A 15178-nucleotide genomic window follows, 5' to 3' on the forward strand; every position below is an offset into this window, starting at 1 on the left:
CTGCACTGCGGCATGCACGGCGTGCCACGCCCCCGAGCAGAGTACGGGAAGGACTCCGACCACGGTGATCTGCCCGCAGGTGTAGCCGGTCGGGGAGTCCTGCTCTCACACGTACCGGCCGCCGTCCTCGTAGCCTCAGCTGGTGATGCCGGTCGACGGGTAGACCCATCCTCGCGGCTGCCAGAAGGCCGGGGTCGTCGATGGTGGTCAAGCCCGAGCGTGAAGGGGGGCGCACGAGTACTGGCTGCCGCAGCCGAAGAGGGTTCGGAGGCGTGCGCGTAGGTGCTGACCTCGCGGCCCTCCCCGAGAGTCCGCCTCGCCCCACTCCACCACTGTGTGCTGGGCGAAGGTGAGGGTAGCCCCGTGGCAGGTCCGGACGACCCTTGTTGTCCTGCACCACCACAGCCAACTGCAGACCGTGGGCAGCGCCCTTGTTCCCCGCGGCCATAGGGTGGGCCAACTCTGCGGGCATGCTGTCGAGTTGCCGCAGGCTGCGGTCGACGACGACGGTGGTCGTCGTCGGGGGCCCGAGCCTGAGCGGGCCGGACCTCGACGGGGGCGGTGGCCGTCGACCGGGTGACGGCCACGGTCAGCCTGCCGCCGTGCTTCTGGTCGATCCAGGCTCCTGCGAAGCGGGAACCCAGGCGCTCACGCAGCGCTGTTGCGAGGCGCCGAGCCGCGGCGTGTCCTCTCACCGCTGCCGACGGCGGGTGTGGCGAGTGCGCAGGTGAGGCCGACGGACGCGATGAGGGACCTCATGGCTCGGCGGCGCCTGCGTGCGGGTGATGCCTTCACGCTCTGCCGCCTGGGAGGTCGGATGCCCGTGTGGGGGCGGGCGGTGTGTTCGCGGTCCGGGGCGACGGAGGTCTCCCCTTCTGCCGTCGCCCCGGACGCAGCCCGGGGCGGGGAGAGCCGCCCCGGGCCGTCGTGGGGGTCGTACCTTGGTGCGGGAAGCGTGGGTCAGTAGGCGGAACTCACGGTGACGCCGCTGAAGCTGCTCACGGCGTGCAGGCTGATGTAGTTGGCTCCGGCCGGCGGGTTGTTGATGGTCAGGGTGTGGTTGTTGCCGGATCCCGTCGCACGCTGCGTGTAGCTCGTGGTGCCGGGCCAGCCGCTGGTGCTGTAGTAGAGGTCCGCGTCGCCCGTCCCGCCGGAGGTGGTGATCTTCAGCTGGGTGGTGCCGGCCGGGACGTAGAGGTACAGGTAGGCGTAGTTACCGGTGGTGGCGGACTGGTTGCCGCGTTGGCAGTTCTGGCCCAGTTCCCGGGTGTCGGTTCCGGTGCACTCGGTGCCGCCGCCTCCGCCGCTGGCTACGGTGACCGTCCTCGTTGCGGTGGAGGTGGCTCCCTTGTCGTCGGTGACGGTCAGCTTCACCGTGTAGGACCCGGCCGACCCGTACCTCTTGACGGGGTTGGTGGCCGTGGAGGTGGTGCCGTCACCGAAGCTCCAGGACCGGGAGGCGATGGTGCCGTCGGCGTCCGTGGACTGGTCGGTGAAGGTGACGTCCAGGCCCTGGACGGCGGTGGTGAACGCGGCGGTGGGCGCCTGGTTGCCGGGCGGGTTGGTGCCCCCGCCTCCGCAGTTGCCGGCCGCGCAGGCCGCCAGCCAGGTGTACCAGTCGGTGTCGTAGCGGGTGCCGATGGTGCCGGTCAGGTAGGAACGTGCGGCGTTCCAGTTTCCCGCGCGGTAGTAGCCGAGGACGGTGTCCATGTCGGCGCGGTGGTTCTCGAGCATGTACCGCACGGCGAGGTAGCCCCAGCGGTAGATGCGCGTGGTGTCGTGGCTGTACGTGGTGTCGAACAAGGTGCTCAGCGCGTACGTGCGACGGCCTGCTTCGGTCGTCGCCTCCGTATAGGGGAGACCGCGGTAGGAGTAGGAGACGTACTCGGCGAAGCCTTCGATCCACCAGATGGTCGGGGTGGTGATGTTGGCGTTGAAGTCGCCGTACATGTTGAAGCGACCGTCGAGGTAGTGCGTGTACTCGTGGTTGAGGTTCCAGATCTGGAAGTCGGGCCGCAGCCACTCGGCCTCGTAGGCGATGAATCGCGGCTGGTTGCCGGCCGCCGACGGGTTCCCTTCCAGGTACATGCCGCCGTTGTTGGTGTCGATCCCGTACATGGCGCCGGCGTAGGTCTGGTAGTCGGTGCTGGAGTCGAAGACCACGACCTCGATGGTGCTGTTGCTGTCGTTCGCGACGGGGCCGTTGTCACGGGCCACGTTGTGGAAGTAGGCGTCCTGGTTGCGCAGGCTGCTGCAGCTGGAGGACAGCTCGCCCGAGGTCATCTGCTGCGCCTTGATGGTGATGCTGGAGCTGCAGGGGTAGGTCACCGTCAGGACGGAGCGGGCCAGTTGGGCCTGGAGGTCGCAGGTGCCGTAGTAGGAGCAGTTGGCCTTGTCGTAGTAGTCGGTCATCTCGGCCACACCGACCCACAGCGGGGCCGTTCGGCCCTTGATGGAGCTGGAGTTGAGCAGGCCCGCGGCCAGGGGGCGGACCTTGGAGCGCAGTGGGGAGTGCTGCAGGAACCTGCCGAGTTCGCGTCCCGCGTTCGACGTGAGGTAGGACTGGTCCGTTCCCAGCAGCGCGAGGTGGCCGCTCGCGAAGTTGTAGAGCGCGTCGATCAGACCGGGGTCCGACTGCACGGCACTCACGAACGCGGGCACCTGATGGCCGCGGAAGGTCACGGTGTACACGTTGTTGACCGCGTTGAGCATCCACCAGGAGGAGTTCCAGGTGGAGTCGTAATCCGCCAGCAGGCGCTTGACGACGTGGATGTAGCGGGCGTTCTCCTCGGCACTGTCGATGAGCGTGACCGCCTCGGCGAGCGTCTCGCCGTTGGCGTCGTTGACGTCGCGTGAGCGCGGGCTGGCGAAGAAGGCGTCGAGCCCGGCGCGTATCGCGGTCTGCAGGCTGCTGCCGTAGGAGCCCACCGTGCTTGCGTTGTAGTAGTGGACGTAGTAGCCGGCGCGCAGGTAGAGCACGAGTTGCGGCATACCGGTGGAGGCATTACCCGGGTAGGACGTCGAGCCGTCGCGCAGGGCGTAGGCGACCGAGGTCATCTGCGACTCGCGGAAGGCGTAGTAGGCGTCCGACCCGGTCAGGTTGAACAGGGTGTTGACGCAGTCGGTTGTAGACGCCTTGATCTGCTGGACCAGCGCGCCGCCGCTTCGGCTGGTGAAGTCGGAGACGTTGCACGCGGCGGCAAGCGCACGGGACTTGCCGGTCTTGCCGGCAACCGCCTTCTCCATCGACTTCGAGGGACGGACCGGCGCCTTCGCGGTCTTGCCGTACACCTCCTTGAGCGGGTCCTTGCTCGCGGCCAGGGGCGGAAGCTCGGACACCTTCGTGCGTCCGTGCGCGACGTGCTCCGTCTCGGCGGTGGGGGACTGCGCTACGGGTGGGGGTCCTGCGTCCTCCGGGTCGTCCGCCGCGACGTGCGCGACGGAGCCGGTGTTCCCGGCTGCGCCGGCCGGCTGCGACAGCAGGCCCATGCTCATGGCGACGGTCAGGGCCAGCGGCAGCGCCGCCCCCAGACCTCGCCGTACCAGTGACTTTCTCACTGCGCCTCCCATGAGGGATCCGGCTGTGCGGAGCACGGCCGACTGAAGGGGGAGAGGGCGCGGGGAGCGGAGTGCCGCGCTGCCGCCGTGGGGGCAGACGGACGGCCTCTCGGCTTGGCATGACCACGCCCTGCACCACGGAACATGGCACAGGTGACATGCCACAGGGAATGGTGTCGAGGAGTAAGACCGTGGGCGGGACCGGTGCACGCGGGTCCGCGGCACCACCGGAGACGAGGCGGAATGGCTGCTGAAAGGGGGTGCCGAGCCCTGTCGGCCCTCTCGCCGAACGGGGCATAACAGTTTCGCCGCGTCAGTCATAAGACATCGTGCCGGAAGTACCGTCGGGCCCCGAAGGACGCGATGCCTGCGCATACTTGGCCGACACTCTCTCCCCCAGGGGATCGAGATTTCCTGTTCGTCTTGAACTTGCGAGGACGAGCCTCATGAGGCCTATTCGCGCGCACATCCGCGCATCCGTCGTCACACCCACGGTGATCGCCGCGACACTGGCAGCCGGTTTTCTGCTGTACCCGCCGGGCGGCCAGGAGGGCACCACCATCAGAGTCGGGACGACGGAACCTCCGACGTCACTGGACCCGGCCGGCGGTTACGACTCCGGCTCGACGGCTCTCTACAGCAATGTCTTCCAGACGCTGCTGACCCTTGACCCCGGAGCGACCAAGCCCGTTCCGGACGCTGCCGAAAGCTGCTCCTTCACCGACTCCGGCCTGCGCACCTACCGATGCCGGCTGCGGGATGACATCACCTTCCCCAGTGGACGCAGAATGACCGCAACTGACGTCACGTTTTCTTTCGAACGCGTCAAGAAAATAGATTCCGACGTGGGACCGTCATCCCTTCTGGACACCATCGAGACAATGGACGCCCGCGACCGGACCGTCACTTTCCGACTGACCGCACCGGACGCCACGTTCCCCTTCAAGCTGACGACCGGGGCGGGCTCGATCGTCGACTCGACCACGTACCCGGCTGACTCCCTGCGCTCGGACGGCCGGATCGACGGGACCGGACCGTACGGTCTCGTCTCCCACACGAAGGGCGAGAAGCTCTCCCTCTCGCCCAACCCTCGGTACAAGGGTGCCGCCGAGAAGACCGGCCAGCCGATCGAACTCCGCTTCTACGACACCCCCGACTCACTCGCCCGTGCCTGGAAGTCCCACCACATCGACGTCGCCCTCAGACAGCTCCCCCCCGAAATGCTCGCCGATCTGAACCCGAGCGATCCAGGGCTACGCGTGACGGAAGCACAGAGCGCGGAGACTCGAAACCTGTATCTCAACACCCGCCGCGGCAAGCCGTTCCACGACAGACGCGCACGTCAGGCGGCGGCCTGGCTGATTGACAGGGGCCGGATTTCCTACGACGTCTACGACGGAACCGTGGACCCGCTCTACTCCCTCATCCCGACGAGCATCACGGGCCACACCACCTCCTTCTTCGACAATTACCCTCACAAGGACACCGAAAGGGCGCGCCGACTACTCGTCGAGGCCGGTGAAGAAATCCCCCTGGCTTTCACCTACGGCTACGCAGCGGGACGCGGCGCAGCCCACGAGGAGGCCGCTGAGGTGAAAAGGCAACTCGAGGCCGACGGGCTGTTCAAGGTGACCCTCAAAGGATACGAGTGGCACGAATTCCAGAAGAGCTGGGCCGGGGGAAAACTCGACGCCTATGCCGTCGGCTGGGTCGCCGACTATCCCGATCCCGACACCTTCGGCGGTCCTCTCGTCGGCACGGACGGCACCATGGCAACGGGGTACGGCAGCAAGGCCGTCGACCGGCTGATCACGAGCAGTCAGCGCTTCGCCGACCGGGGCGACGCCGAAGCCGACCTCGAAGCCCTTCAAAGGACCGTCGCCCGCGATGTGCCCGTCGTCCCGCTGTGGCAGGCCAAGGACTTCGTGGTGTCCGCGGAGGATGTGGGCGGCGGCCAGTACGCGGTGGATGGCACGGGGCTTCTGCGCCTGTGGCGACTGACCTGGGTCTGACAGCCCGGACCTGGATCGCAGGCGCGCCGGGCGACATGTTCGGCAAGCGCCGCGTCCTGATCGTGTCGCTGCTCCCCCTCGTCGCGGGCTCCGTCGTCTGCGCGGTCTCCGACCGCCTGGTCCCGGTCATCGTCGGCCGACGCTGCAGGGCCTGGCCACCGGCGGCGTACCGGTCGGCATCAGCGTCCAGCGCGACGAACTGCCGGCCGCCAAGGCCGGCGGGACCGTGCCGCTTGTCAGCGCCACCCTCGGGGGCGGCGGCCGGGACCGGCCTGCCGGTCCCGGCCGCCATGGTCCCGAACGCGAACTGGCGTGTGCTGATCCGGCTCCCGGCCGCTCTCGGCACCCGTCTGCCTGCTGCTGGTCACCATGCTGTTGTCCGAGTCGCCCAGCCTCTCCCCCGGCCCGGCTCGTGCTGCTGCCCGTCACGAAGGACGGCGACCGGAGCTGGACCAGCGGGACGACCCCGGGTCTGTTCGCGGCCGGAGTCGTGGTCCTGACCGCATGGGGATGGTACGAGACACGCGTGTCCGAGCCGCTGGTCGGCCCAAGGGTCACCGTGCGCCGCCCGCTGCTTGGCACCAACCTGGCATCCATCATGGTCGGCTTCGCGATGTACGCCATGTCGCTGTCAGTCGCCGGAGGCGACCGGCTACGGCCTGGGCAGTCCGTCCTCGCCGCAGGCCTCGCGCTATCCCCGGGCGGCCTGGTCATGATGGCTCTCGCCCCCGTCTCCGCCCGGTACGGCGCCCGCACCTCGCTGCCGGCGGGCGTCGGTCATCGGCGCCGGCGACGGCGCCGGGAATGCCGCTGATGTCCCAGGTCTGGCGATCGTCGTCGCCTCGGTGATCATCAGTGCCGGCGCCGGCACCGCCCAGGCCGCCATGCCCGCCCTGGTCATGGACTCCGTGCCGGTCACCGAGACCGCGCCCGCCGACGGGGTCGACGCGCTCGTACGCTCCATCGGCACCTCCACCGCCAGCGGTGGTCACGGTGGGCATCCTGGCGGCATGACCAAGGAACCGGGCGCCCGGCGCGGATCATCCCCACCGAGAGCGGGTTCCGCATGACCTGACTGGTCACCATCGGCGCAGCAGTGGCCGGCCTGTTGCTCACCCTGGCCGTCCCCCGCATCCGCGTCGGCGCCCGGCACGCCGCCCACCCCTCGGGCAGCGAGCAGTCCCCGCCGCCCGATGTCCCGGCCGCGGCCGGGCAGCACTGAACACCCCCACGCGCAACCGCCCACCAGTAAGGAATCTCAATGATCGTGTCAAGCCGACTGCGTGACCGGTGGGGCGGAGGGCTGCCTCGACCAGCCGCCACTGCACCGCGGTCCCGCTCGCCCACCTTCCTGCGGCCGTGCTGGGTGCGGATCCTCGGACCAAAGAAACGGAACATGACTCGTCCGCCTTCGGCTGGGCACATATCCGAGGCAAACGGCAGTACCAGGTGATCCTGCCAGGCATCACCCCGTAGCCTCGCTCAGCCGGGCCCCGCACCGGGCCCGGTCGAGCGGAAGCACGCGAGGGGCGTCCCGTCATCCGTTCGGCGGAGCCCTCTTGTGCGGCCGGCAGGGCTACCTCGGCCGCGGTTCGGGCGTGCCGTCGACGAGCCGGGGGATCCCCAGCGGGTTGTCGGCGCGCAGTTCCTCGGGGAGAAGGGCGTCGGGGAACGACTGGTAGCAGACGGGGCGGAGCCAGCGTTCGATCGCCAGGGTTCCGACGCTCGTCGTACCGGGCGAGCTCGTCGCGGGCCACGGTCCGCCGTGCACCATGGCGTGGCCGACCTCGACCCCTGTCGGCCAGCCGCCCCACAGGATGCGTCCGGCGAGCTCCTCCAGAATGGGCAGGAGGCGGGCAGCCGTCGTCAGGTCGGCGTCGGTGCCGTGGAGGGTTGCCGTCAACTGCCCCTCCATGTTCTCCAGCAGGCCGAGGAGTTCTTCGACACCAGACCATCGCACGATGAGTCCTGCGGCCCCGAAGACCTCACCGGAGAGGTCCTCATGGGAGGCATAGGTCGCGGCATCGCACTCGAGCACGACCGGGGCCGGTGCATACGGGCTCTCCCCGGGCTTTCCCTGGGCCAGCAACGAGACGCCGTCGACGGCCGCCCACCGTCTCGACCCCTCGATGTACGCCTCCGTGATGCCCGGAGTGAGCATGACCCGTCCTGTCGTGTCGGCCACCTCCCGGGCCACTGCCGAGCGGAAGGCGTCACCTGCCGCGCCCGTCGGCAGCAGCACCAGGCCGGGATTCGTGCAGAACTGGCCTGAGCCGTTGGTCAGCGACGTCACATACGCGGCGGCGAGTGCGGCGGGGGCGGCCAGGGCTCCGTCGAGGACGATCACCGGGTTGACCGCCGACATCTCGGCATGAACGGGAATGGGCACCGGCCGGGTGTGCGCGGCCCTGACCAGGGCCAGGCCACCGGTCCGGGACCCGGTGAATCCGACGGCCGTGATCCGTGGGTCGCGCACGAGTGTCTGACCGACTTCCGTACCGCGGCCGACCAGCAACGAGAAGACGCCGGCAGGCATGCCGGTGCGCCGGGCGGCGGAGACGACGGCGCGGGCGACGAGTTCGCAGGTGCCCGGGTGCGCCGGGTGCGCCTTGGCTATGACGGGACAGCCCGCGGCCAGTGCGGACGCGGTGTCTCCGCCGGCGACGGAGAAGGCCAGCGGGAAGTTGCCCGCGCCGAACACGGCGACAGGGCCGACGGGCATCCTGCGCAGACGCAGGTCCGCTCGGGCGAGCGGCAGACGCCCCGGCAGCGCGGGGTCCACGCGCACACCGAGCGCGTCACCGCTGCGGACCAGATCGGCGAACATGCGCAGTTGTCCGCAGGTGCGTCCGCGTTCACCGGTCAGACGGTCCCGCGGCAGTCCGGACTCACTCGCCGCGAGGTCCAGGAGCCTGTCGCCGAGTGCCTCGATCTCCTCCGCGCAGGCGTCGAGGAAGGCGGCCCGGCGGTGCCCGGGCAAGGCGCGGTATTCGCGGGCGGAAGAGGCGGCCAGACGGGCCGCCTGCGCGACCTGGTCGGGTGACGCGTCACGCAACGGTGGGCCCAAGGGCTCGGACGTCGCCGCCTGGACGGCACGCCAGGGGGCGCCGGTTCCGGGGATGTCACGGCCGGCCACGATCGAGGTTCCAGTCAGGTGCACTGCTCTCCGTCTCCTGTTGCAGAAAAGTCGTACTGCCGTTGGCGTTGTCTTCACATCGGTCGGCTGTATAGCCTAGGCAATGGAATGTGACATTGCACAGGGGGAGGGTCGATGACCCTGAAAGTCGTCGTCGTGGGTGCGGGCGTGGTCGGCGCGGCGTGCGCCTTCCACGCCACGTCGGCGGGGCTGGACGTCACGGTCGTCGACCGCGGAGCCGTCGGCTCGGGGACGACGAGTCGCGGAGAGGGCAACATCCTCCTCTCCGACAAGGAGCCGGGTCCCGAACTCGAACTCGCTCGCCTGAGCCGTGCCCTGTGGGACGAGGCCGGCGAGGAGCTCGGGCCGGACTCCTTCGAACTCGAGCACAAGGGCGGACTGGTCGTCGCGAGCACGGCCGAAGGCCTCGCGGCGCTCGGCGGGTTCGCCGCGCGACAGGAGGCGGCCGGTGTCCGCGTCGAGCCGGTCGGTGAGGTGCGGGACGTCGAACCCCACCTGGCCCCCGGACTCCCCGGCGGCATCCGCTATCCGCAGGACGCGCAGGTGCAGCCCGTGCTCGCGGCGGCCGCCCTGCTGCGTGCCGCCGTGGAACGCGGCGCGCGCTTCCACCCGGGTGAGGTCACCGGCGCGGTGACCGGCCGGGAGGGCAGGGTGACCGGTGTACGGACGGCGGCCGGTGACGTCCTGCCCGCCGATGCCGTCGTGAACGCGGCCGGGACCTGGGGCGGTGAGGTCGGCCGGAGGCTCGGCGCGCACGTCGAGGTACTTCCCCGCCGGGGTTTCGTCCTGGTGACCGAACCGCTGCCGCCGATGGTCCGGCACAAGGTCTACTCGGCCGACTACGTCGCCAACGTGGCGTCGTCCGACGCCGGACTGGAGACCTCGTGCGTCGTGGAGGGCACGCGCGGCGGCACGATCCTGATCGGCGCCAGTCGGGAGCGCGTCGGCTTCGACACCACGATGAACACCGCCGTGATCACCCGGCTCGCCTCGCAGGCCTGCCGGTTGTTCCCCTTCCTGCGCGAGACCCATCTGATCCGCAGCTACCGCGGCTTCCGCCCGTACTGCCCGGACCACCTGCCGGTCGTCGGCCCCGACCCGCGGGCCCCCGGCGTCATCCACGCATGCGGCCACGAGGGCGCGGGGATCGGTCTCGCGCCCGCCACCGGTGCGCTGGTGACGGCCCACCTGCTCGGCCGTACCTGGCGCGGCGCCGATCCGACCGCGCACACCGGACTTCTGCCGAACCGATTCCTCACCTCTGGAGGTGCACCGGAGTGAGTGAGCTCATCATCGACGGCGAGCCACTGTCGTTCGTCGAGGGACAGACCGTCGCAGCGGCGCTCGTCGCCGCGGGTCGGCTGTCCTGGCGCACCAGCCGCGTCGGGCGCCGTCCTCGCGGAGTCTTCTGCGGGATCGGCGTCTGCTTCGACTGCCTGGTGACGATCGACGGCGCCGGCGGGCAGCGTGCCTGCCTGGTACCGGCGCGCCCGGGTATGACCGTCACGACCGAGGAGGATGACGATGAGTGAATCGACCGACCTCATTGTCGTGGGCGCGGGCCCGGCCGGTATGGCCGCGACGGTCACGGCTCTGGCGGGTGGGCTGCGCGTGGTACTGGTTGACTCGGGCACCGCCGTCGGCGGTCAGTACTGGCGGCACCCGCCGGAGCATGCGCTGGCGGCGATCCCCACCGACGACCTGCACCACGGACTGCGCGACTACCGCGCCCTGAGCCAGGCGTTGTCGGCGTACTCCCAAAAAGGCCGGCTGGATCTGCGCCTGGCGCATCATGCCTGGTCCGCCGTCCGCGAGGATGACGGATTCGCCGTCCACGTGGTCGACCGCCGGGACGCGCCGCGGGAGACCGCCGGAGCCCTGCGTGCGCCGAGACTGCTCGTGGCGACCGGGGCCTACGACCGGCAACTGCCCTTCCCGGGCTGGGACCTGCCCGGTGTGCTCACCATCGGCGGCCTCCAGGCGCTGCTCAAGGGCGGCGGGGTCACGGCCGGGAGCCGGGTGGCGCTGGGCGGCACCGGCCCGTTCCTGCTGCCGGTGGCCGCCGGCCTCGCGGCGCGCGGAGTCGACGTCGTCGCGGTCTGCGAGGCCGCTCACCCGCTGGCGTGGCTGCGCCACCCCGGGCCACTGCTGCGCAACCCCGCCAAGTGGACGGAAGGGGCACGGTACGGCGCCACGCTCGCTCGCCACGGCATCCGGGTCCACCCGCGCACGGCGATCATCCGCGCCGAAGGAGGCGACCGCGTCACAGCGGTCCGGATCGCCTCGCTGAGGCCGGACGGCAGCCCCCGGCCCGGCACCCGACGACAGGTCGAGGTCGACGCCGTCGGTGTCGGCTGGGGATTCGCACCCCAGCTCGACCTGCTCGTTCCCCTCGGCTGCGCCCTCACGGACGCTCCGGACGGCAACGCGGTCGTCGCCGTCGACGGCGGACAGCGCACCACCGTCCCCGGTCTGTACGCCGCGGGGGAGACCTGCGGAGTGGGCGGGGCGGTACTCGCGGTGGGCGAGGGCCGTCTGGCCGCGGAATCGGTCCTCGCCGACTCCGGCTCCGCTTCCGTGCTGGAGCGCAGGCGGCTGTCCGCGGTGCGTTCCGCGGTGGCCCGGCAGCGCGGCTTCGCCCGGGCGATGGCCCTGGCCCATCCGCTCCCTCCGGCCTGGCCGTGGTGGCTGAGCGACGACACCGTGGTGTGCCGCTGCGAGGAGGTCACCGCGGGCGCGGTCCGCAGCGCCTGCGCCGGGGGCGGGGCCCACGACCACCGGCAGGTCAAGCAACTGACCCGCGCCGGGATGGGCTGGTGCCAGGGGCGGATGTGCGGCCCTGCCGTGCACTGCCTCACGGCCCAGGAGCGGGCCTACACGCCCGCAGAGCGGCTTGTCGCAACGCCCATCAGTCTCGGGGCGCTTGCCGACATCGATGAAGAAGAACACCGACAACTTCCGAAGGAGCACGCATGACAGAGACCCGCATGCCCTGGCACGGCGTCATCGTCGCGACCAGCCTGCAGTTCCACGACGACCTCACCGTCGACTTCGACGCCTACGGTGAGAACGTCGCCTGGCTCGCCGAGCAGGGATTGCACGGTGTCGCGCCGAACGGGTCGCTGGGCGAGTACCAGACACTGACCTACGAGGAGCGCGACCGTGTCGTCGAGACGGCCGTGGCGAACGCCCCCGACGGGTTCACCGTCATGCCCGGTGTCGGGGCCTACGGCGGTGCCGAGGCCAGGCGGCACGCCCAGTTCGCCAAGGACGCCGGCTGCCAGGCCGTCATGTGCCTGCCGCCCAACGCCTACCGCGCCGACGACCGCGCGGTCCTGGAGCACTTCGAGCTGGTGGCCTCGGTGGGGCTGCCCGTCACGGCGTACAACAACCCCATCGACACCAAGGTGGACCTGCGCCCCGACCTGCTGGCCAAGCTGCACGCCGAGGGGTTCATCGTCGGTGTCAAGGAGTTCTCCGGCGATGTCCGGCGCTGTTACGAGATCGCCGAGCTGGCGCCCGGTCTCGACCTCATGATCGGTACGGACGACACCGTGCTGGAGGTCGGCATGGCCGGCGCCAAGGGCTGGGTCGCCGGTTATCCGCAGGTCTTCCCTTATGCCTGTCTTGCGCTGTACGAGGCGTCCGTCGGCGGCGATCTGGACACGGCCCTGCCGCTCTACCGTCGGCTGCACTCGGTGCTGCGCTGGGACAGCAAGACGGAGTTCGTGCAGGCCATCAAGCTCGGCCAGGACATGATCGGCCGGCGGGGCGGCGCCTGCCGCCCGCCGCGGCAGGCTCTGGCCCCGGAGACCGAAGCCGTCGTGCGCGCCGCCACCCAGGCCCTCATCGACGCCGGGGTGAACTGACGATGCGCTCGACCGTCTGCTACCACGCCGTCGACTCCCATACCGAGGGGATGCCCACCCGGGTGATCACGGGTGGTGTCGGTGTCCTCCCCGGGGGGACGATGTTCGAGAAGCGGCAGCGGTTCGTCGCGGAACGCGACGACCTGCGCACCCTGCTCATATGTGAGCCGCGCGGGCACGCGTCGATGTCCGGCGCCATCCTCCAGCCGTCGACCCGGCCGGACGCCGACTACGGCGTGCTCTTCATCGAGGTCTCCGGCTGCCTGCCCATGTGCGGGCACGGCACGATCGGCGTCGCGACGGTCCTCGTGGAGACCGGCATGGTCGAGGTGACCGAGCCGGAGACGCTGGTCCGGCTCGACACACCGGCGGGACTGGTCACGGCCCGGGTGCGGGTGCGCGACGGCCACGCCGAATCGGTGACCCTGGAGAACGTGGCATCGTACTGCCACGCACTTGACCAGGTCGTCGACGTCCCGGGATACGGGGCGGTGCGCTACGACATCGCCTACGGCGGCAACTTCTACGCGTTCGTGCGGACCGAGGATCTCGGTATCCCCTTCGACCGGGCGGAGAAGCAGCGGCTGCTCGACGCCGGACTGGCCGTCATGGACGCGATCAACAAGCAGAACCCGGTCTCCCACCCCGAGAACCCGGAGATCGACGTGTGCCACCACGTCTATCTCGAGGCGCCCGGATCGACGGCGGAGCACTCACGGCACGCCATGGCGATCCATCCGGGCTGGTTCGACAGGTCGCCCTGCGGCACGGGCACCAGTGCCCGGATGGCACAGTTGCACGCCCGTGGCCAGTTGCCGGTCGGCCGGGACTTCGTCAACGAGTCGTTCATCGGCTCCCGGTTCACCGGCCGCATCCTCGGTGGGACGACGGTCGGGGACCGCCCGGGCGTCCTGCCGTCCGTCACCGGCCGCGCCTGGATCACCGGCACCGCGCAGTACCTGCTCGACCCGTCGGACCCCTACCCGGCGGGCTTCAGCCTCTGAGCGTTCTCGTATGCCGCCCACGCGGCATACGAGAAGGCCAGACGTCACACAGCTGCTCAACTTCGCCCACGGCGATCTGTACATGCTCGGGGCGTTCGCCGGCTTCGCCATGCTCAGTGTCAGTGCCGGTGCACTCGGCGGCGGACTCGTCGCGCTCGTCGCCATCATGATCGTCGCGATGATCGCGACCGGTACCCTCGGCATGGTGATGGAACGGGTGGCCTACCGGCCGTTGCGGAGCGCGTCGAGACTGTCCGTTCTCATCACCGCCGTCGGCGCGAGTTTCGCGCTCGAGTACGGCATCGCGGTCGCGTTCGGCCCGACCCCGGAGGTGTACCAGATCGAGGTCCGGGGCGGCACGCTGAACATCGCCGGCGCGCAGATCACCCAGGCGCAGCTCGCGATGACGGCGATCGCGGTCGTACTCATGATCGCTCTTGACACTCTGGTCCGGGCGACACGACGGAGGTGCGACAGTGAACACCGTCCTCGACATCAAGGGACTGGAAGTCGCCTACGGCAAGGTGGAAGCCCTCAGGGGGCTCGACCTCACCGTCCGCGAGAACGAGATCGTCGCCCTCCTGGGCAACAACGGCGCGGGGAAGTCCACGACCGTCTCGGCGATCTCCGGCCTCGTGAGGCCCCGGGCCGGCACCGTCTCGGCGTTCGGGGAGGACATCACGAGGGCGACGCCCTGGTCGATCGTCGAGCGGGGAAAGGAGAAGGACGTGTCGTGCGTCGGGCGGTCGAGGGCCTGACGGATGCTCCGACCGATCACTCCGTCCCCCGTCAGCCGTGGCCGGCCGGTGGCGATGGGATCAGCGGGTGCCCAGCTTCCGCACCGAGGAGGTGCGCTCCCCTGCCTTCTCCTGGTTCCGCGCCGCCCACAGGGTCCGGACGTGCGCAAGGTGATGACGCATGTGCTTCTCGGCCGCCGCGGAGTCCCCGGCCAGCATGAGGTCGAGCAGTGCGGTGTGTTCCTGCGCGGAGGCCACCAGCGCCCCGGCTTCCGCGAGTTCGGTCAGGCCGTAGAGCCGGGAGCGTTTACGCAGGTCGGCCACGGTCTCGACGAGGCGGGAGTTGCCGGCGAGGCCGAGTAGGCCGAGGTGGAAGCGGCGGTCCGACTCCAAGTAGCCGATGAGGTCGCCGGCGCGTGCGGCGGCCACGATCTCTTCGGCCACGGGGCGCAGGGCCTCGAGATCTTCCCGCGAGGCCGACCGGGTGACCCTGCCGACGGTCGGGATCTCGATGAGGGAACGGATCTCGGTGTACTCGTCCAGGTCGCGCTCGGACAGTTCGGTGACGCGGAAGCCCTTGTTGCGTACGGCCTCGACCAGACCTTCGCGCGCCAGGTCCAGCATGGCCTCGCGTACGGGCGTCGCGGAGACGCCGTACTCGGCGGCGAGGGTGGGTGCCGAGTAGATGATCCCGGGCTTCAGGTCGCCCGCGATCAGTGCCGCGCGGAGGGCGTTGGCGACCTGGTCACGCAGGTGCTTGTGCACCGAGATGAGTGTGCGGGGCTTCAGCTCGCTCATGGGTTCCCTCCGTGGATTTGTTGCCCCACTATACAATGTCACG

The 15178-nt window shown here is 70.1% G+C and carries 13 protein-coding genes and 1 pseudogene; 11 read left to right on the forward strand and 3 right to left on the reverse strand.

Features of this window, described 5'->3' with window-relative positions:
* Window positions 1-960: 960 nt before the first annotated feature.
* Complete coding sequence (locus tag ACSU53_RS02290) at window positions 961-3558, reverse strand: collagenase (RefSeq protein WP_437024516.1); 2598 nt, start codon at window positions 3556-3558, stop codon at window positions 961-963.
* Window positions 3559-4004: 446 nt separating this feature from the next.
* On the opposite strand from ACSU53_RS02290, the gene ACSU53_RS02295 reads away from it, so the two are divergent.
* From ACSU53_RS02295 to ACSU53_RS02310, 4 genes are all read left to right on the forward strand, one after another.
* Window positions 4005-5570 (forward strand): ABC transporter substrate-binding protein, encoded by a 1566-nt coding sequence (locus ACSU53_RS02295; protein ID WP_437024517.1) that lies wholly within the window; start codon window positions 4005-4007, stop codon window positions 5568-5570.
* Between the two features lie 526 nt (window positions 5571-6096).
* Window positions 6097-6384, forward strand: coding sequence for a hypothetical protein (locus ACSU53_RS02300; RefSeq protein ID WP_437024518.1), 288 nt, complete (start codon window positions 6097-6099; stop codon window positions 6382-6384).
* Window positions 6385-6415: 31 nt separating this feature from the next.
* Window positions 6416-6640 (forward strand): hypothetical protein, encoded by a 225-nt coding sequence (locus ACSU53_RS02305; protein ID WP_437024519.1) that lies wholly within the window; start codon window positions 6416-6418, stop codon window positions 6638-6640.
* 26 nt (window positions 6641-6666) lie between these two features.
* Entirely contained in the window at window positions 6667-6792 is a 126-nt protein-coding gene (locus ACSU53_RS02310) for a hypothetical protein (protein ID WP_437024520.1), read from the forward strand.
* Window positions 6793-7146: 354 nt separating this feature from the next.
* Here the strand turns inward: ACSU53_RS02310 and ACSU53_RS02315 are convergent, their stop codons facing one another.
* The gene (locus ACSU53_RS02315; protein WP_437024521.1) at window positions 7147-8730 is read right to left on the reverse strand and encodes an aldehyde dehydrogenase (NADP(+)); all 1584 of its coding nucleotides are present in this window, start codon (window positions 8728-8730) and stop codon (window positions 7147-7149) included.
* A gap of 111 nt (window positions 8731-8841) precedes the next feature.
* On the opposite strand from ACSU53_RS02315, the gene ACSU53_RS02320 reads away from it, so the two are divergent.
* The 7 genes and pseudogenes from ACSU53_RS02320 (at window position 8842) to ACSU53_RS02350 (ending at window position 14358) form a co-directional block, all read left to right on the forward strand.
* A complete protein-coding gene (locus ACSU53_RS02320) occupies window positions 8842-10008 on the forward strand; it encodes an NAD(P)/FAD-dependent oxidoreductase (RefSeq protein ID WP_403639686.1) in 1167 nt (388 codons plus the stop codon).
* Complete coding sequence (locus ACSU53_RS02325; RefSeq protein WP_437024522.1) at window positions 10005-10259, forward strand: (2Fe-2S)-binding protein; 255 nt, start codon at window positions 10005-10007, stop codon at window positions 10257-10259. Before ACSU53_RS02320 ends, ACSU53_RS02325 begins: the two co-directional genes overlap by 4 nt.
* Window positions 10252-11703, forward strand: a complete 1452-nt coding sequence (locus ACSU53_RS02330; protein WP_437024523.1) for an FAD-dependent oxidoreductase — start codon at window positions 10252-10254, stop codon at window positions 11701-11703. Before ACSU53_RS02325 ends, ACSU53_RS02330 begins: the two co-directional genes overlap by 8 nt.
* Window positions 11700-12596 (forward strand): dihydrodipicolinate synthase family protein, encoded by an 897-nt coding sequence (locus tag ACSU53_RS02335; RefSeq protein WP_164349071.1) that lies wholly within the window; start codon window positions 11700-11702, stop codon window positions 12594-12596. The genes ACSU53_RS02330 and ACSU53_RS02335 overlap by 4 nt, the downstream gene beginning before the upstream one ends.
* 2 nt (window positions 12597-12598) lie before the next feature.
* Window positions 12599-13600 carry a proline racemase family protein gene (locus ACSU53_RS02340; RefSeq protein WP_437024524.1) on the forward strand — a complete coding sequence of 334 codons (1002 nt, stop codon included), beginning with the start codon at window positions 12599-12601 and terminating at the stop codon, window positions 13598-13600.
* A gap of 82 nt (window positions 13601-13682) precedes the next feature.
* A pseudogene (locus tag ACSU53_RS02345) lies at window positions 13683-14000 on the forward strand (branched-chain amino acid ABC transporter permease); the annotation flags it as partial.
* A gap of 76 nt (window positions 14001-14076) precedes the next feature.
* Window positions 14077-14358, forward strand: a complete 282-nt coding sequence (locus ACSU53_RS02350; RefSeq protein ID WP_343240703.1) for an ATP-binding cassette domain-containing protein — start codon at window positions 14077-14079, stop codon at window positions 14356-14358.
* 60 nt (window positions 14359-14418) lie between these two features.
* Here ACSU53_RS02350 and ACSU53_RS02355 read toward each other — a convergent pair whose 3' ends face one another.
* Window positions 14419-15135 carry a GntR family transcriptional regulator gene (locus ACSU53_RS02355; protein ID WP_437024525.1) on the reverse strand — a complete coding sequence of 239 codons (717 nt, stop codon included), beginning with the start codon at window positions 15133-15135 and terminating at the stop codon, window positions 14419-14421.
* Window positions 15136-15178: the final 43 nt, after the last annotated feature.

Origin of the sequence: Streptomyces sp. enrichment culture (genome assembly GCF_964273255.1) — a bacterium.
In the GTDB taxonomy this organism is placed as follows: domain Bacteria; phylum Actinomycetota; class Actinomycetes; order Streptomycetales; family Streptomycetaceae; genus Streptomyces.